This is a genomic window from Thermococcus sp. SY098 (genome assembly GCF_035621495.1).
Lineage (GTDB): Archaea > Methanobacteriota_B > Thermococci > Thermococcales > Thermococcaceae > Thermococcus_B.
Map to the genome: position 1 here is coordinate 118,281 of NZ_CP141821.1, position 17,724 is coordinate 136,004.

Genomic DNA, 17,724 nt, shown 5'->3' on the forward strand with positions numbered 1-17,724 from the left:
ATCAATCACCTGTCAGCTCTTTGAACTTCTCCTCAAGATCATCAACAGCAACCCCTTTCCTACCGAAGTAATTGATGATATTCCTCAAATCACGATGCAGCAGAGTTAAGCTCATCCTGTTTCTCTTCACAGTTGCCTGAGACCAGTCAATTATTACAGGCTTTTCCCAAATTAAGATATTATACTCGCTTAAATCGCCGTGAACCATATCCCCTCTCTTCCAGAGCCTCTCTATTGCACTCATCGAGAACTCATAAAGCTCTTCGAAGTCTCTCTTTTCCAGTACCTTCTCCACATCTTTTAAGCGCGGTGCAGGAGTTTCATCTCCAATGAACTCCATTATTAAGATGTTGTTGCGGAAAGCAATTGGCTCTGGGGCTCTAACAGCATATTTCATTGCTCTCTGCAGATTCTTGAACTCTCTCCTTGTCCAGATAAAGACGAGCTTTCTTATGTCCTTGGGAAGGTAGCCAACCCTTGGATCAGCTGCTAAATACTCCCAGATTCTTCTGAATTCCGTTGTGTAGGTGCGGTAGATTTTAACTGCTATCTTGTTGCCTTTGCTGTCAGTTCCCATGAATACATTTGCCTCTTTACCTGTTGAGATCACTCCAAGGAGCTGCTCTATTTTGCCCCTTCTGTGAAAGTAGCTTAAGGTTTCAACGGTTGTTTTGTCAAATACCTCGCTGAAAACTTTGAACAATTCGCTGTCCTTTTCCCTACGCTCGTCTAATCCAAGTATCTCTGCAATCTCCCTATCAAATCTCTCCATAGAACATCACAGCGTTAATCCACCGGTTAAAAACTCCTGACTTATCTTTCCTTTTCTTATAAGCCAATCGACTTGGGTTCTTGTATATCTATATACAATATCGCCTCTCTTGTCCGTTTGCACAGGCCAGGGCTGGACTATCACCAAGTCCCCGACCTTAATCCACATCCTCCTCTTAAGCCTTCCGGGAATTCTGCATCTCCTGATTTTTCCGTCTTCGCATCTAACATCCATCCATCCAGCTCCTAAAGCCTGTTCAACAACCCCAAAGAGCTGGTTTCCTTCCGGAAGGGGAACCCTGATAACCTCATCCCCTTCAACTTTTCTATTATCTCTTCTGGGTCTTGCCATGAGCATCACCTCCAGTGATTAAAACTTATGCATTTATAAGCATAAGCTTTGCAAAAATTTTCCACAGAAACATAGATGCGAGACTTTAAAAATTTTTGCATGCATAAAATTGGACATAAGAATAGGGAATAGAATTCATTCTCCAAAGATCTTCTCGATCATCCACTTTTCATCGAACTCTTTTAGGTCATCATACCCCTGCCCAATGCCCACAAAGAGTATCGGTGCCCCAATTGCATGGCTTATACTTAACGCTGCTCCTCCTCTTGCATCGGCATCAAGTTTTGTAAGAATTACCCCATCGATCTTCACGGCTTCATTGAACTGCCTCGCTTGTTCAATTATAGCATTTCCTGCCAGGGCATCGCCAACGAAGATTACCAAGTCAGGCTTTGTAACCCTAACAATCTTTTTCATTTCATCCATAAGGTTCCTGTTCAGCTCGTTTCTTCCAGCAGTATCGATCAAAACAACATCAATGCCCCTCGCTTTTGCGTGCTGGATTGCATCGTAAGCCACAGCAGCTGGATCAGCGCCATAGCGGTGCTTAATTACCCTAACGCCAACCCTCCTTGCATGCTCCTCTACCTGCTCAATTGCTCCAGCTCTAAATGTATCACTTGCCGCTATCACTACACTTAAGCCGTGTTTCTTGAGCCAATGAGCAAGCTTGGCTATAGTTGTTGTCTTTCCAGAGCCATTAAACCCAACAAACACTATGACAAAGGGCTTCTCTTTCTTGGATTTTATCATTTCAAGAAGGTTGATTTTTCTTTCGGGTGTAAGAACTTCAAGAACAGCTTTCCTTACAGCGTCTTCGACGATCTTTTTCTTATCAGTCCCAATCTTGACTTTTTGCCCAACCAACTGTTTCTTGATTTTCTCCTTCAGCTCTTCGACGACCTCCAATGCAACATCTGCCTCTAAAAGCTCCAGTTCTAAATCCCATAGTGCCTCTTCAACGTCTTTTTCCTTTATTTCAGTTTGAGCAACCTTATCAACAAATGAGCTTAACTTCTCTTTAAGCTTTCCAAACATATTTCACCACCAGAACTGAATTGGGTGGGAGGTTTATAAGGACTATGGATTAGGTTAATCGGCTGTCGGCGATAGCTGGTGTCATCACTTCTCAGTTCCGAAACCGCTCGTCATCCAGCATATACATACTTGTTCCAAACTTTTTTAAGGGTTTGTATAACTTAGTTATAAAATTTCACAAAAGAGTTATAAACATTATGCGAGGAGTCTATGACGGTGAGCATTATGAATGGAGGGTATGATATAAGACCCACATCTGAAAGAACTTTCACATTCCTAACGCTCTTTGCAATCTGGTTCGGTGCTGGAATAAGCATTGCAGAGTTCTGGGCAGGAGCTTTGCTGACTCCAGCTCTGTCTTTGCTCACAGCAATAGCGGTGATAATAATTGGACATCTAATTGGCAATGCAGTTATGGGGTTAATAGCGATTGAAGGCGAAGAAACCGGAGTTCCAACGATGGTGCTTTCAAGAGGGGCATTAGGAATAAAGGGCTCAGTCCTTCCTTCAATTCTAAACTACCTCCAGCTCATAGGCTGGACTGCAATAATGCTGATCGTTGGAGCAAATGCAATGAATGCCGTCTCGAAGCACTTTGGTTTTGAAAGCTATGCTCTTTGGGTGGTTCTTCTCGGTTTGCTGGTAACTGCATGGACTTACATTGGACCAAAGAACTGGGATAAGCTGGAAAAAGCGGCGGCAGCTTTGCTCCTTGTGCTGAGCATTTGGCTAACTTATGTAACGCTGAAGCAGTTCTCACTCAACGAAATCTTATCAAAGTCCGGAACGGGCGAAATGGGAACGATGCTGGCTCTTGACTTAGTTATTGCAATGCCCCTTTCATGGGCACCCCTTATAGCAGATTATTCAAGATTCGCTAAGGACAAAAGTTCGGCATTCTGGGGAACTTACATAGGCTACTTTATCTCGTCAGTGCTGTTTTACTTCGTTGGAGCGCTGACAAATATGGCAATAGGGGAGAGCGACCCAATTGGGATAATAGCGGCATATGGAATCGGAATTCCCGCAATGCTGATAATAGTGTTCTCCACGGTGACCACGACTTTCCTCGATGTTTATTCAGCGGCAATAACCTACAAGAACATCTCACCAAGAGCAGATGCAAGAAAGCAAGTTCTGCTTGTTGGAGCATTGGGGACTTTGCTGGCTCTGGTATTTCCAGTTGATCAGTATGAAAGCTTTCTTCTGCTAATTGGGGGAGCATTTGTGTCTCTAACCGCAATAATGATAACAGACCACTTCCTCGTCAAGAAAGGGTACAATGCTGAAGAGCTTTTGGATGAAAACGGGAGGTTTGCAGGATACAATGGAAAAGCCCTGATAATCTGGGCGTTGGGATTTGTGTTCTACATGCTGCTTGCAGTTGAAGGGCTGTTTAACATCTACATTCCAGTTTTGAGTGATGTTGGCTTTAAGCTCGGCTCAAGCATTCCAACCTTCGTTTTGGTGAGCGTTCTTTACTATCTATCGGAGAGGTGGTAACATGGAGTGGATAACTAAAGCTTTGGAAAAAGTTAGAAAAAGAAAACCTCTCGTTCAGAACATTACAAACTTTGTAGTGATGAACACAACCGCTAACGTCCTCTTGGCCCTTGGAGCTTCACCTGTGATGGCACATGCCAGAGATGAGCTTGAGGATATGCTGAGGATAGCGGATTCCCTTGTGGTTAATATTGGAACCCTCGATGAGCATTGGATTTCCTCAATGGAAAAAGCTGTTAAAATTGCCAGTGAGTTGAAAAAGCCCATAGTTCTTGACCCAGTTGGAGCTGGAGCCACTAAGCTGAGAACCGAAACAGCTCTAAAACTCCTTGAGATAGGCAGTATAACGATCCTCCGCGGCAATTTTGGTGAAATAGCGGCTTTACTTGGTGAACATGGAAAAACAAGAGGTGTTGATTCAGCAGCATATGAAAAGGATAGAGCTAAAGAATTGGCTTTCATTGCGGCAAGGGAGTTCAACACTGTTGTGGCTGTTACTGGGCCCGTTGATTATGTGAGCGATGGCAAGGGAGTTTACGCAGTATATAACGGCAGTGAGATGTTAGGGAGGATCACGGGAACAGGGTGTATGGTCACTGCAATAACCGGTGCCTTTGCAGCTGTTGAAGAACCTCTGAGAGCTGCTGTATCCGCCTTGGTAGTCTTTGGAATCGCGGCTGAGAAAGCCTATGAGGAAGCCAAATACCCGGGGAGTTTCCATGTAAAGATCTATGACTGGCTCTACAGAATAGACGGGGAGTTAATAATTGAACGGGCGAAGGTGAGGAAAGTTGAACCTTAGGAAAAGGCTCAGGCTTTATGTTATTACTGATAGAAGGCTCAGGGACGAGATAGAAACTGTGAATGCTGCACTGGAAGGAGGGGCGACTGCAATACAGATGAGGATCAAAAATGCACCGACTGGGGAGATGATAAGAGTTGGAAAAGAGCTCAGGAAGATAACAAAAGAATACGACGCACTGTTTTTTGTTGATGACAGGCTTGATGTGGCTTTAGCAGTTGATGCAGATGGCGTTCAGCTCGGTCCAGAAGACATGCCAGTTTATATAGCCAGAGAGCTTGCTCCAAACTTAATTATCGGGGCTTCAGTCTACAGTGTGGAGGAAGCTTTGAAAGCAGAAAAAGAAAAAGCCGATTACCTCGGCGCTGGCTCAGTCTTCCCAACAAAAACAAAGAAAGATGCCAGGGTTCTGGGTTTGGAGGGATTAAAAAAAGTAGTTGAATCAGTAAAAATCCCGGTTGTTGCGATAGGTGGGATAAACCACGAAAATGTTAGAAAAGTTCTGGAGATTGGTGTTGATGGGATAGCGGTTATCTCTGCCATAGTTGGTGCTGAGGACGTGAAAAAGGCAGCTGAAGAAATGAGGAGGATAATTGATGAATATCTGGGAGGTGAGTAGTGTGGATGAGAGGAAGTATGTAAAAACAGCTCTAACGATAGCAGGGAGCGATAGTGGGGGAGGCGCTGGCATTGAGGCTGATCTTAAAACTTTTTCGGCCTTTGGAGTTCATGGCTTGGTGGCAATAACCTCTGTCACAGCTCAAAACACTCAAGAGGTTAGAGCGATTTATGATGTATCTCCAGAGGTTGTGGCAAAGCAGATTGAGGCGGTTGCAGATGATATTGGAGTTGATGCGGCTAAGACAGGAATGCTGAGCAGCGCTGAGATAATAAAGGCTGTCGCAAAGACTGTGGAGAAGTATGAATTCCCACTTGTGGTTGATCCAGTGATGATCGCTAAGAGCGGAGCTCCTCTTTTGAGAGAAGATGCAGTGGATGCCCTTATCGAATATGTGATACCTTTGGCAGCACTTGTAACGCCAAATAAGCCAGAAGCTGAAAAGCTGAGCGGTATTAAAATTGAAACTCTCGAGGATGCAAAAAAAGCTGCAAAGATTATTGTTGAAGAGCTGGGAGCGAAAGCGGCAATAGTGAAAGGCGGGCACTTAAATCTCAGTGAAGCCGTTGATGTGCTGTATTATGATGGGAAGTTTAGGGAATACAGAGCTCCTTTTGTTGAAGGCTGCACTCATGGAACCGGTTGCTCATTCTCAGCGGCGATAACTGCAAACTTAGCAAAGGGGAAGCGCTTAGAGGAAGCAATTAAGGTTGCAAAAGAGTTCATAACAATGGGCATCTTTTATGGTGCAAGAATTGGGAAAGGACACTGCCCAGTTAATCAAAACGCCTGGATTGAAATTCCAGCGGAGAAATGGCGGGTCTATGAAAGCCTAACAAAAGCTGTAAGGGAGCTCGAGAGAATCGGAGACAGAATTTTACCCCATGTACCAGAAGTAGGCATGAACTTTGTTTATGCGTTACCAAGGCTTTATGCAAGAACCCCCAAAGACGTGGCTGGGGTTAAGGGGCGTATTGTAAGATTTGGAAATACAGTAAAAGCAGTTGGCAGTGTAGAATTTGGAGCATCAGGCTATCTGGCAAGGGCAGTCTTAAAGTTCATGGGGTTTTATCCGGAGATTAGAAGTGCCCTTAATTTAAGATACAGCGAGGAATTGATAAAGAAAGCCCAAAAAAATGGATTTAGAATTTCATTCTGTGATAGACGGGGAGAGCTGGAAAAAATAAAGGTTAAAGAAGAAGCGACAATTCCCCGAGACATTGAAACAGCAATAGAAAGGCTGAGTGAAAGACCGGACATAATATGTCCTCTTGGCAATTGGGAAGGGAAAGCACTGATATTGATATTTGGGGAATCCCCAGAGGATGTGCTGAGGAAACTCAAAATTATTCTATGACCTTCTCACATAGCTTTTCTTCTCAACTACCCTTCCTTCTTCGAACTTGTAGACATCAATCCTCTCAAATCCGAGTGTTTCTCTTTTGTATGCGATTAGATAATCGATTAATTCTTTAATTCCATAACGAAGCACGGAATCTTTCATGTATTTAGTCTCATAGATTAAAATCAGCTTATCATTGTGCTCACTTATCCATTCATAAACTCTTGCTCTTTCATTTTTTGGTCGAGAGAGGAGATTGTATATTAAATACCCATCAAATTCCATTCCTTTATTTAAACGTCCTATGAAAACATTCCCTGGATATTTTACATCGAAAGGTAGGTGCTCTGCCAAGAACATCATCCCATTTGAAAGCCAAGCATTAAGGAAAATTTTGGTAATTTTTCTGGCATCTCCAGTGATCAATATTACCCCTTTACTTAAGTGTGCTATTTCCCTCAGCATGTAATGAAATGTGAGAGATGCTTAATAAATTTTTCGAAAAATTTTCGAAAAACCTAACAAAATACACCACAAAGTATATATTTGCATGTGCGGTTCTTCATGAGTGAAACAACTTTGCAGGGGGTTACGACATGAAGAGGTCAGTGCTTGCTTTGTTTTTAATCGGTGTTTTGGCATTTAGTGTAGTTGCCAGTGGATGTATCGGTGGTGAAAAAACAACAACACCTACACAAACTCAATCATCTCCAGCAGCCTCCTCACCTGCACAGACAACAACAGAAGAGAAGCCGAAGCTTAAAGGTGCCATTGCTGTGGTTTATGACATTGGTGGTAGAGGAGATCTAAGCTTTAACGACATGGCGTACATGGGTGCATCAAAAGCAGCAAAAGACTTTGGTCTTGAACTTAAAGAAGTCCAGAGCAAGTCTGAAAGTGATTACTTGCCAAATCTCAGGCTACTTGCCCAGAGCGGTAAGTATGATCTAATCATAGCGGTTGGTTTCATGATGACTGATGCCGTCAAGCAGGTGGCAGATGAGTTCCCCAACCAGAAGTTCGCCATAGTAGATGGATTCATTCCGGACAAACCAAACGTTGTTAGCATTCTGTTCAAGGAGAATGAGGGTTCCGCGCTGGCAGGTGCACTTGCTGGGCTTATCGCTGCAAATGACGGCAAGGATAAAGTAGGTATTGTTCTTGGTATTGAAATCCCAGTTCTCTACAAGTTCGAAGGCGGTTACAGATTTGGAATCAAGTGGGCCGAGGATTACTACAAGAAGAAGACCGGAAAAGACGTTAACATTGAAGTTCTGTACACCTACACAGGCTCATTCACCGACCCAGCAAAAGGTAAGACCGCTGCCCAGGCTCAGCTCGGACAGGGTGCATGGGTTATCTACCAAGTCGCTGGTGCTGTAGGATTGGGTGTCTTTGATGCCGTCAGTGAGTACCTCAAGAGCCAAGGAAAAGAGATGGGACCACCATTTGCCATTGGTGTCGACTCAGCACAGGACTGGATCAAGCCAGGAGTAATCATTGCATCAATGATGAAGAGAGTTGATGTCGGTGTCTACAAGGCAGTTGAGATGGTCGTTAAGGGCAAATGGAAAGGAGGAATCATGGAGCTTGGCTTGGCTGATGGCGGTGTAGGCTTAAGCACAATTGATGACGTTAAGGCAATGTTCAACTCACTTCCAGAGGACGTTAAGAAGAAGAAGCTTGAGGAGCTTGGCTTGAAGAGCGAGGATGAGCTCTTTGCAAAACTTGAGCAGACAAGAAAGCAGGTCCCAGACTGGATCTGGCAGGCAGTGGATGAGCTGAAGCAAAAGATAATCAGTGGCGAAATAGTAGTTCCAAAGGCATTCAACAAAGAACAAATTGAAGCTATTAGAAACGCCAAGACTTGGCAGGAAATGGAAGAACTCGCTAAGAAGTGGGAGAAGAGCTCTTGATTTCTTTTCTCTTTTTCTTGGAGGTGAGCTTATGGAGGAAGTTCCCATCATAGACATGAAAGGCATTGTTAAAATCTACCCGGATGGAACTAAGGCTTTGAAAGGTGTAGATTTTTCAGTTAAGCAGGGTGAGATTCACGGTCTTTTGGGTGAGAATGGGGCTGGTAAAACAACTTTGATGAAAATTTTATCGGGAATGCTCCCACCAACAGAGGGTAAAATCTATGTTAAGGGTAGGGAAGTTCAATTTAAGAGCCCCGCTGATGCTCTTGCAAATGGTATTGGTATGGTTCATCAGCACTTTACCCTTGTTGAGGTTTTTGATGCTCTCCACAACATAATCCTCGGGATGGAGGGACACGGGCATTTTTCAAAAATAGATGTAGATAATGCCAGGAAAAAGCTTCAAAAGCTTATGGATGAATTGAACTTTCAAGTTCCCCTTGATGTTCCAGTTGAAAATCTCCCTGTTGGTGTTCAGCAGAGGATTGAGATCTTAAAAGTTTTGTACAGGAATGTTGATGTTCTTATACTGGATGAGCCAACTGCTGTGCTAACTCCTATTGAGGTTAGGGAGTTGTTTGATGTCTTGAGAACACTTAAAGAACAAGGAAAGACGATTATATTCATCAGCCACAAGCTCAGAGAAGTTATGGAAATAACCGACAGAGTCACCGTCCTCAGAAAGGGAGAAGTTATCGGAACAGTTAATACAAGCGAAGCAACCCCTCAGCTCTTGGCAAGGATGATGGTTGGCAGAGATGTCGTGCTGAGAATCCAAAAGCCCCCAAAAGAACCAGGGGAGCCCATTCTAAGAGTAGAGGACTTATGGGTGAAGGGAGACAGAGGAGAAGACGCCGTCAAGGGACTAAGCTTTGAAGTTAGGGCGGGAGAGATATTCGGAATAGCCGGTGTTGAAGGCAATGGCCAGACAGAGCTTATCGAAGCAATAACCGGACTGAGAAAAATTGAAAAGGGGAAAATAATTCTGAACGGAAAAGACATCACAGGCAGACCTCCAAAAGAGCTCTACAACCTTGGTGTAGCACATATTCCGGAGGATAGAACACATATGGGACTCATACTTGACATGACTGTTGCAGAAAATGCCGTTCTTGGACTGCACTGGAGGGAGGAGTTCACAGGGATACTAAACTCTATCAGGTGGAGCAATGTCAAGGAGCATGCTAAAAAGCTTATTGAGAAGTTTGACATAGTCGCTCCCGGTGTTGATGCACCTGTCAAAAGCTTAAGCGGTGGGAATCAGCAGAAGCTCATAGTTGCGAGAGAGGTCAGTAAAAATCCTGAATTAATAGTGGCATCCCAGCCAACCAGGGGAGTTGATGTTGCATCAACCGAGTACATCAGGAACTACCTTGTTAAGCTTAGAAATGAGAACAAAGCTGTCCTGCTTGTCTCTGCAGATCTGGATGAAGTTCTCCAGCTGAGCGATAGGATGGCTATAATGTATGAGGGTCAGTTCGTTGGCATAGTGAAGCCTGAAGAGGTAACAGAAGAACAGATTGGACTTATGATGGGAGGTATCAAAGATGAAAGCTGATAAGCTGTCAAACATTATAAAACCCCTACTTGAAAGCCTCATTGCAATCATTATTGGGGTTGTTATTGGAGCAGTGGTACTGAAGGTTTCCGGCTACAGTCCAGTGGAGGCATACGTTGCTCTTGTTAAAGGCGCTGTGGGATCTATTTACGGATGGTCGATGACGCTCAGCTCGGCCACCCCCATAATTCTCACTGGTTTAACTTTTGCAATAAGTGCCAGAACTGGAATATTCAACATAGGTGCTGAAGGTACAGTATATTTCGGTGCAATAGCGGCAATAGTCTTCACAAACATGTTTGCAAATCCTGTTCTGGGCTTGATAGGTGGAATAATTGCAGGGATACTGTGGGCTTTGCCAGCAGCACTCCTAAAAGTGTACAGGGGGGTCCACGAAGTCATATCCACTATCATGCTGAACTGGATTGCATTTTATACAGCATTGTATCTCGTTTTAGGGCCCTTAGCAAATCCAAATGACCCCAATAAAACCCTTGAAGTTCCTACAAGTGCGAGATTGCCGTTGCTGATGAAGGGAAGCGAGCTTTCACTTGCCTTTATCATTGCAATAGTGGCAGCGATCATAACTTACTACATCCTGTGGCATACGGTTCTTGGCTTTGAGCTGAGAGCAAGCGGGTACAATGAAAGGGCAGCACAATACGGTGGAATAAACCCAAAAAGGGCTATAATCTGGTCATTTGTCATCGGTGGAATAATGAGCGGACTTGCCGGGGCTACTGAAGTCATGGGGAGACCTCCAAGCTATGCTATAAGTCAGGGAATGGCAAACATATACGGGTACGGTTTCGATGGAATAGGTGTTTCTCTGGTTGGAAGAAATCATCCAATTGGCATAATCTTCAGCGGTATATTCTTTGGTGCACTTAAAGCTGGAGCAACATATATGCAGATAGATGCAGGGGTTCCACTTGAAATGGTTAAAGTTGTTCAGGGTATAATTGTTGTTGCCGTGGCAGTTCCGGGACTGTGGGACTTGGTTAAGAAGGTGGTGAGAAGATGATTGACATGGTGGTATCAATCCTCCTCGGTTCATTAACGGCAATGGTTCCAACTAGTTCTAACAAGTACCGGTGCAGTTGTAAGTGAAAGGGCTGGAGTTGTCAACATTGGATATGAGGGAATACTCCTCATGGCAGCCCTTTTTGGAGCAATGTTTGCAGAAACAAGCGGCAATGCATGGATAGGCCTTTTAGGCGGGGCTTTTATTGGCATGCTTCTTGGCATGCTTCATGGTGCTATAACCGTTTATTTAAAGGGAGATCACATAATTCCAGGTATCGGCGTTAATATCCTCGCTCTTGGTGTAGTTGCCTTCGGAATTCCAGCAATATGGGGAACAGCAGGACAGCATCAAGTCCCCACCAACTTCAGGATTCAGCCTCTCATAAATACCCAATACGGCAGCTTGAGTCCAATGATCCCCATAACCTTTGCAATAGTGTTCATCACCCACTGGGTTCTCTTCAACACACCTCTTGGCCTTAGGATTAGGGCAGTCGGTGAGAATCCAGAGGCAGCGGATGCCCTTGGTGTTAACGTTGAGAGGTATAGATTCTTGGCAACAGTCTATGGAGCAACTTTAGCTGGACTTGGAGGAGCTTATTTAAGCGTGGACTGGCTTGGAGTTGTTACAAAGGAGATTTCATCGGGTAGAGGTTTCATAGCATTAGCTAACATGGTGTTCAGCGGATGGAACCCAGTCAGGGCATTGATTGGAGGATTTATCTTCGGATTCTTCGACAACCTTTCAGTATGGGTCAGGACAAATCCAGCCATATCCCAGATAATACCGTGGCAGTTCGTTGCAACACTGCCATACATAGTGACAATAATCATTGTTGCAGGAATAATCGGAAAGGTAAGGCCACCGAAGTGGGATGGAAGGCCATACAAGAGAGAGTAGCTTTATCTTTTCTTTCTTCCTTTAGTTTGGATTATTTTGAGTAGCAAAATAATCGGAAGCAGTATTGCCACCAAAAATAGGAGATAGTTTCTTGTATATTGTTTACTGGTCTGGATAGTTGAAGTGTTGAGTGTTTTTGACGTGATACCCACTTCATGTGTTTCCGAAATAGGTTCTTTTTTAACCCCTTTCAGCGGTGAGCTCTTGCAAAATATGACATCTTTTCTCTCCAAGAATGCCCCCATAAGGTCGTCTGACAAATCCTTAAACGTTCCATTATATAGAACTATATTCTGAACTCCCCACAGCACTATGCCGTGTCTTAGAGGAGTCATATGAACACGATAGAGTTTAACAGGCAGCTTTAAAGATTTTAGGAAACCGCTGACTTTAATCAGATGAGTTCCGTTTGACAGATACAGTTCTCCTTTCCAAAAAGTATAATCAAAGACGTCAGTCCCTTTAAACTCTCCAAGCAGCTTCTTACTGGATGTGAAAACTTTATAGGAGCAGCTCACTTTTATTCCGTATATGCAACTCTGAGCAACGACTGTCCCATTAATATAATAATACACAGTCCGATCTTTGGGCTCGAAAAGAACCCTGAGTTCCCTATTGTAAGCGTATATTCCTCTAAATGGAGAATTCGGTGCATAAATTCCATGCGAGCGATAACCCAGAATAATGCTGTCATTCTTGTAGTCGAGTGGAATTAAGAAACGATGAAATTCTGCAATCTTAGTGAGGTTCCATCTGTAAACCGTCGTGTTGAACTTGTAAATGGGAGGCTCTTCCTTGTTTTTCCACTCCATACTCATGTACTTAGCGTGCACTATCAGCAGAGATTCATTGAGATAAGTAACAGCGACTTCATTGTTGTTCCTTCTCTCAAAGGGCAGCTTATGGAATGCCCTCCCATCAAAAACATAAACTCTTTTAAATGCTTTTTTGTCAAGAAAAACAGGATAAGGGCCAGCCTTATACCAAAAATAAAGGGTTTCATTGACTACAGCGATGCCTTTCAGTTTATCACCCTCTAAGACATAAGCCTGAGTAGTGGTCCCGTTCACTGCAATCAAAATTCTCCCACCAGTATAGATTCCCTTAAATGGAAGGTTGTATATGCACGAGCCGTTGTAGATATGAGAGTAGCCTTTGTAGTTGTTGATGATGTAAAACCTTCCAAACTGTCCCAGCGGATAAAAGAACCTCCCGACATACTTAAAGCTTCCATTGTAATGAAACAGCTCGTCATGTCCCTCAGAAGGGGTAAGATAGACAAGGAATGTATCCCCCCAAGCCTTAATATTAGAAATATGATAGTAAACCGGCTTAGGCTTTTCACAAAGGGCTTCAAGTTTTTGAGTTAGATCTACAAGTTCTCCGTTTTGGTACTTTAAAAGTGCTGAGTCTCCGTCTTTTATGTAGCGTAAGAGGACCAGGTATCTCTTTGTGGGAATTATCGCATAGAGGCCGAATTTGTCGTTGAGCGGAATCTCTGTTGTGGTGTTGTCTTTTACAATCACAAGCTTTCTGTCTCTTTCATATTCAACATAAGCAACGCTACCATTGAAAGGAGCAGGCTGTGGAGTGAGCCAATGCTCCATCATTTCGGTATAATAGTATATGCTCAAGTCAGTGTCAGCTACTCCTTTCAGCCAGATTATTTTGCTTTCAACTACAAGCGCTGGAGTTCCGGAGAAGCGAGAGAATGCTGAGACGAATTTAGTTGAAACCAGCTTGAGACTTCTGTTTTCAAGCTTATACAGATGCCACCAGTCCAAGCCGCCTCCCCCAAGATACCAGCTCTGATTCCACCCGTAAACCTTTAGGGGATACCTAAACTCAGTAGTGTTCAAAATGAGCTTTTCATCTGTAAAGTTCCATATATACACGGCATTCCAAAGTGTTCTGTTCACATATCCTCTATAAACGATGAGTACGTGAGTTCCGTTGAAGGAAAAGTCTGCAAAGTCAGCATTTTTTGAAAAATGGTATATTTTCCCTTCTTTTATTGCATAAACCCCTCCTCTATCACCATATCTGTAAACTAAAAACCACACCCCGTTTCCATAAAACACGTGATTAAACTCTTCCTTAATTACAATGGGTTCTGAAATTGTTCTCTTGAATAAATCAAAGAAGTAAATATGGTTGGTTCGTGGAAAACCATTGCGAGTTATGTGCACTATCATTACAGTTGACCCGTTTGAATACACCCTAACAAAGTTGTACCGTGTATTAGCACTTACATTCAATGAGAGCAACTTTTCTCTTTCATCAGCAGTGTATCTATAGAGCTCAAATGTTTTGGGGGCTCCTTTTTCATCTCTAACTATTCCCTCCAAAATCCAGCCGTTGTTCCAGAACAAAGGTGTTAAACCATTCAGATTTATCTCTTTAAATTTCTCTCCATCATACAGGAACCAGCTCAGCTTTCCCGCTCTATAGCAACCACCCATAGAGTAGCAGTCTGTAAGATGCTGATAACCAGCCAGAATCAATGCTTGATTTTCTCCTGGAATTACTGAAGCAATGGAAAATACAACTTTCCCCTCTTGGGCATGTATCTTTGGTGAAGGAAATAGGGCAAAAAGTATTATAATAAGAAGTATTCTTAACTTAGTTCCAGCCATTTTTGTCATGTAAACGCTTCTGCTGTGAAAAATTTAAACATTTCGCAACAGTTTATTTTAGCGAGTTAGAACTTAGTTAATCCTTAATCAAAGCTCCAACTGCCATCCCCAGCGAAATTCCAACGACCAATGAGAGAATAATATATGTAACATTAATGTTTTCTGCTTTTGTAGTTTGCTGAATGGGTGTTGTTTTATGGTTCAGCACATCCACTATGGCTTTGGAGTTTTCAATCAGAACTTCGGTATAGGGCTTGTTAACCCAGATTGTTGTTATGTCAGCTAAGGGCTTTCCAGACCTTTGAGCAAGTTCAATAGCAGCATTCTTTAGAGCCTCTGGACTTTTAGAGGAGTAAGCTATAAAATCTACAGCATTTGCTGTTTTTAACATTTCGTCAACACTTTTAGCAGGAACCTCTGCTTCAGGCTTTATAGATGCGACAGCCTTTACCCCAAGCCACTCAAGGGCATACTGCTGAGAGGGCAATTCGATAATGGCAGTTGAGTTCTCGGCCAAAGCTTTATACGCTTTAACTATTGCCAGAACTTTTGTTTCAAACCTCTCATACTGTCTCACATAGAGCTCTCGATTCTGCGGATATCTTTCTGATAATGCTTCAGCTGTAGCTTTTGCAATTGCCAGAGCATTGTATGGGTCAAGCCATATCCCATGTGGGTTGTTTTTATTATTGTACCATCTTTCAGGCAGAAATCTGAAGCCGTATTTCCTGTAATCCTCTGCAAACAGCACATCTGCGTTTATTGTTCCTTCTTCCTTAAGTTGCTTCATCTTCTGCTCTGCTGGTAGATGCCCGTTGGCTGTTACAACAACATCCGCCTTTTTGATGAGCTCAATCTGCTCAGGGGTAAGCTGGTACTGGTGAGGATCAGCTCCGGGCGGGACAATGTAAACGACATCTACAGAGTCCCCAAATACCTCTTTTATTATCTCCGCTAAGGGAGGTATGCTTGCGACTATAAGAGGCTTTTCAGCACTCACCTCGGGAGATAATAGTGAAGTGAGGATGAGTATGAGGATTAGTGACTTCGCCCTCATTTTTAGGTCACCCTAAAATCATTAATCTGTTTAGCTTTAAAACCTTGTGCAAATTTTTAAAGATAGGTTCAAAATCCTTATGGGTGGAGATCTGTGAGGAAGCTTTTGATTTTCTTAATTTTTGTGATTCTCACTTCTCCAGTCTATTCGTATCAGTATCAAACAGACAAGGTTTATGTTGAGATAGATCCAAATGAGGAGCTCTTGAGCATCGTTTATTACCTCGCTTTCGGGGCTGATGAGTTCGTCATACCCCATTATGACTACATCCAAGATGTTGAGACATATTTTGCCAGTTATAAGAACCATACTGCAGTTCAAATGCTGAGGCAATACTTCAGCGATGCAGAGACAATTCCTCAAAGGGATTACAAGCTTTTTGTCCTCGATGCGTATATCCTTCAATTTTCAAATCCTCCAGAAATGAAGAGGATTTATACAGGATGGCAGGACTCAGATTTGGACAAAATCATCGATGCTCTAAGGACATTTGCTCAGGATACGAACTTCATGGAGTTCTTTAAGGCACATGAAAGATATTACAAGCGAGATTTGGAAGTGTATACTTCTGCTATTCAGCTCTTGCCTCCAGATGAATTCATGAAGCAGTACATGAACCTAACAAATACCAGATTTGAATTCCATCTGCCGTACTTGGTGTGCATCCACGGGCACAGCTTTTATGCAGAGGACAATGGCGCCGAGATTTATGGCTCCGGTGGGATGCCGCCTCTTGTAAGAAGGGCTCCCCCGAGAACTTTATGGAGCTTAGAAAGGGCCAAGGATACCATATTTGGTCTTCCCCTTAATGCCGTCTATGTAAATAACAGGAAATTTGATGAGCTTTGGATTTTGGACTTTATCTACCATGAGCTTGGACATGACATCACCAGCGAGAAACTTGATGAGTATTACAGCTCTGAAGTTGAACCCCTCCACTATCTTGAGGACACAATAGAGGAGGATATGCCATATCTGGCGACTTATGATATCCACTTCTGGTTTGACACCATGATGATTTATGAGAGCTTTGCCGATGCTTGGGCATATTTCGCACTAAGCCATATAGACAAGGATTATGCCGAGTGGAACCTCCAAATGCAGAGGGCATGGGGTGAATTCTGGCAGGATTACATGATAAAGCTTTATCAAAAATACACAGCCCTAAGCATAAAAGAAAACCGGAGTTTTAGTGAATACATCCCCCTGATACTCAGGGAGCTTGCTGAAAAAGTCTCCCCTGAAAATACCAAGGAAATTTACGAGAAAAACGTTCTTGTAACACCCCTAAGAGCCTTGGATGATGTTGTCAAAGATGGAGGAGTAATAATTGTCTACGGCACTCAAAATCCAGATAAGAGAGGGTCTGAATATGATAGAGAAACTGCAGAGATAGTGAAAAATTATCTCAAAACATTTTACTCACAGTGGCATGAAGACATTAAAATTGAAGTCAAAGCTGATGTAAATATGACGAATGAGGACTTAAAGAAAGACTTAATCCTCATAGGTGGTCCTGTCAGCAATAAGGTCGTGCAACAGTTTGAGGAATATTTTCCATTGAGATTCGTCTACAAAAATGGTGCCTGGATTTTAGAGAAAAACCCAGAGTTCGGAAGTGTTAGGACATTTCTCATAACTCCGGATAATATAAAAGAAATCCCCTTCATGGAACTCTCCTACAGCTCACCTCAGACATCCCTATTGCTCGCCATAAGAAATCCCCTGAAAAAAGATAATTACATAATCTGGATTGCCGGTGCAGACAGGTATTCAACGAGAAGATACAGAAATCCAACCTATTATCTGGTCAGCTATGAAATTTATGATGGAGAAAAGATAGAGGATGGATTCTACGTTCAGCCGTTGCTTTCATCGTAACTCTCTCCATCCCCTCCTCCTTTGTTTTCCCCATTGTTGTCACTCTTTATGTACGGCTTCCCAATTGCAATGCTGAAGCCTTTGAATGAATCATCTTTTTTGTGGAACTCAATTGCTAAGGGCAAATCGTTGTCGTCATTTATGACAATCCTAACTATCCTTGCCCGTGAATGATCATTTAGATAATCCTCTTTCAGCTGCTCATAGTTGTCGATAGCATTGTTTATGCTCTCTTCGTGCATTTCATAAATTTCCCTTGAATAATTGCTGTGGTTTTTGATGGCTTCTATGGTTTTCTTCTTGTCCAAGATACCACAAC

At 42.9% G+C, this 17,724-nt stretch carries 15 protein-coding genes and 1 pseudogene; 9 read left to right on the forward strand and 7 right to left on the reverse strand.

Annotated features, from left to right (window positions below):
• Position 1 precedes the first annotated feature (1 nt).
• From VFC49_RS00645 to ftsY, 3 genes are all read right to left on the reverse strand, one after another.
• Positions 2 to 772, reverse strand: a complete 771-nt coding sequence (locus VFC49_RS00645; RefSeq protein ID WP_324735741.1) for a serine protein kinase RIO — start codon at positions 770 to 772, stop codon at positions 2 to 4.
• 6 nt (positions 773 to 778) lie between these two features.
• Complete coding sequence (eif1A, locus tag VFC49_RS00650) at positions 779 to 1,123, reverse strand: translation initiation factor eIF-1A (RefSeq protein WP_013466777.1); 345 nt, start codon at positions 1,121 to 1,123, stop codon at positions 779 to 781.
• Positions 1,124 to 1,258: 135 nt separating this feature from the next.
• Entirely contained in the window at positions 1,259 to 2,161 is a 903-nt protein-coding gene (gene ftsY, locus VFC49_RS00655; RefSeq protein WP_324735742.1) for a signal recognition particle-docking protein FtsY, read from the reverse strand.
• Positions 2,162 to 2,386: 225 nt separating this feature from the next.
• On the opposite strand from ftsY, the gene cytX reads away from it, so the two are divergent.
• Genes cytX through VFC49_RS00675 form a run of 4 tightly spaced genes read left to right on the forward strand, consistent with a single transcriptional unit; the run spans position 2,387 to position 6,442 of the window.
• A complete protein-coding gene (gene cytX / locus VFC49_RS00660) occupies positions 2,387 to 3,664 on the forward strand; it encodes a putative hydroxymethylpyrimidine transporter CytX (RefSeq protein WP_324736553.1) in 1,278 nt (425 codons plus the stop codon).
• 1 nt (position 3,665) lies between these two features.
• The gene (thiM, locus tag VFC49_RS00665) at positions 3,666 to 4,466 is read left to right on the forward strand and encodes a hydroxyethylthiazole kinase (protein ID WP_324735743.1); all 801 of its coding nucleotides are present in this window, start codon (positions 3,666 to 3,668) and stop codon (positions 4,464 to 4,466) included.
• Entirely contained in the window at positions 4,456 to 5,085 is a 630-nt protein-coding gene (gene thiE, locus VFC49_RS00670) for a thiamine phosphate synthase (protein ID WP_324735744.1), read from the forward strand. Before thiM ends, thiE begins: the two co-directional genes overlap by 11 nt.
• Positions 5,063 to 6,442, forward strand: coding sequence for a bifunctional hydroxymethylpyrimidine kinase/phosphomethylpyrimidine kinase (locus VFC49_RS00675; protein WP_324735745.1), 1,380 nt, complete (start codon positions 5,063 to 5,065; stop codon positions 6,440 to 6,442). Before thiE ends, VFC49_RS00675 begins: the two co-directional genes overlap by 23 nt.
• Here VFC49_RS00675 and VFC49_RS00680 read toward each other — a convergent pair.
• Complete coding sequence (locus VFC49_RS00680; RefSeq protein WP_324735746.1) at positions 6,437 to 6,892, reverse strand: hypothetical protein; 456 nt, start codon at positions 6,890 to 6,892, stop codon at positions 6,437 to 6,439. The two genes, VFC49_RS00675 and VFC49_RS00680, sit on opposite strands and share 6 nt — an antisense overlap.
• 131 nt (positions 6,893 to 7,023) lie before the next feature.
• Between VFC49_RS00680 and VFC49_RS00685 the strand changes: the two genes are divergently transcribed.
• The 4 genes and pseudogenes from VFC49_RS00685 (at position 7,024) to VFC49_RS00700 (ending at position 11,831) form a co-directional block, all read left to right on the forward strand.
• On the forward strand, positions 7,024 to 8,343 hold the full coding sequence (locus VFC49_RS00685) for a BMP family ABC transporter substrate-binding protein (protein ID WP_324735747.1): 1,320 nt from the start codon (positions 7,024 to 7,026) through the stop codon (positions 8,341 to 8,343).
• A 31-nt stretch (positions 8,344 to 8,374) separates the two neighbouring features.
• Positions 8,375 to 9,904 carry an ABC transporter ATP-binding protein gene (locus VFC49_RS00690; protein WP_324735748.1) on the forward strand — a complete coding sequence of 510 codons (1,530 nt, stop codon included), beginning with the start codon at positions 8,375 to 8,377 and terminating at the stop codon, positions 9,902 to 9,904.
• A complete protein-coding gene (locus tag VFC49_RS00695) occupies positions 9,894 to 10,928 on the forward strand; it encodes an ABC transporter permease (RefSeq protein WP_324735749.1) in 1,035 nt (344 codons plus the stop codon). Before VFC49_RS00690 ends, VFC49_RS00695 begins: the two co-directional genes overlap by 11 nt.
• Positions 10,925 to 11,831 (forward strand): annotated as a pseudogene (locus tag VFC49_RS00700) (ABC transporter permease). Before VFC49_RS00695 ends, VFC49_RS00700 begins: the two are co-directional and overlap by 4 nt.
• Positions 11,832 to 11,833: 2 nt before the next feature.
• On the opposite strand, the gene VFC49_RS00705 reads toward VFC49_RS00700, so the two are convergent.
• Positions 11,834 to 14,476, reverse strand: a complete 2,643-nt coding sequence (locus VFC49_RS00705) for a hypothetical protein (RefSeq protein WP_324735750.1) — start codon at positions 14,474 to 14,476, stop codon at positions 11,834 to 11,836.
• 67 nt (positions 14,477 to 14,543) lie between these two features.
• Positions 14,544 to 15,524 carry a metal ABC transporter solute-binding protein, Zn/Mn family gene (locus tag VFC49_RS00710; protein WP_324735751.1) on the reverse strand — a complete coding sequence of 327 codons (981 nt, stop codon included), beginning with the start codon at positions 15,522 to 15,524 and terminating at the stop codon, positions 14,544 to 14,546.
• A 93-nt stretch (positions 15,525 to 15,617) separates the two neighbouring features.
• On the opposite strand from VFC49_RS00710, the gene VFC49_RS00715 reads away from it, so the two are divergent.
• Complete coding sequence (locus VFC49_RS00715) at positions 15,618 to 17,405, forward strand: DUF4932 domain-containing protein (RefSeq protein WP_324735752.1); 1,788 nt, start codon at positions 15,618 to 15,620, stop codon at positions 17,403 to 17,405.
• Here VFC49_RS00715 and VFC49_RS00720 read toward each other — a convergent pair.
• Positions 17,384 to 17,713, reverse strand: a complete 330-nt coding sequence (locus tag VFC49_RS00720) for a hypothetical protein (RefSeq protein ID WP_324735753.1) — start codon at positions 17,711 to 17,713, stop codon at positions 17,384 to 17,386. The genes VFC49_RS00715 and VFC49_RS00720 overlap by 22 nt on opposite strands.
• Between the last annotated feature and the right edge of the window lie 11 nt (positions 17,714 to 17,724).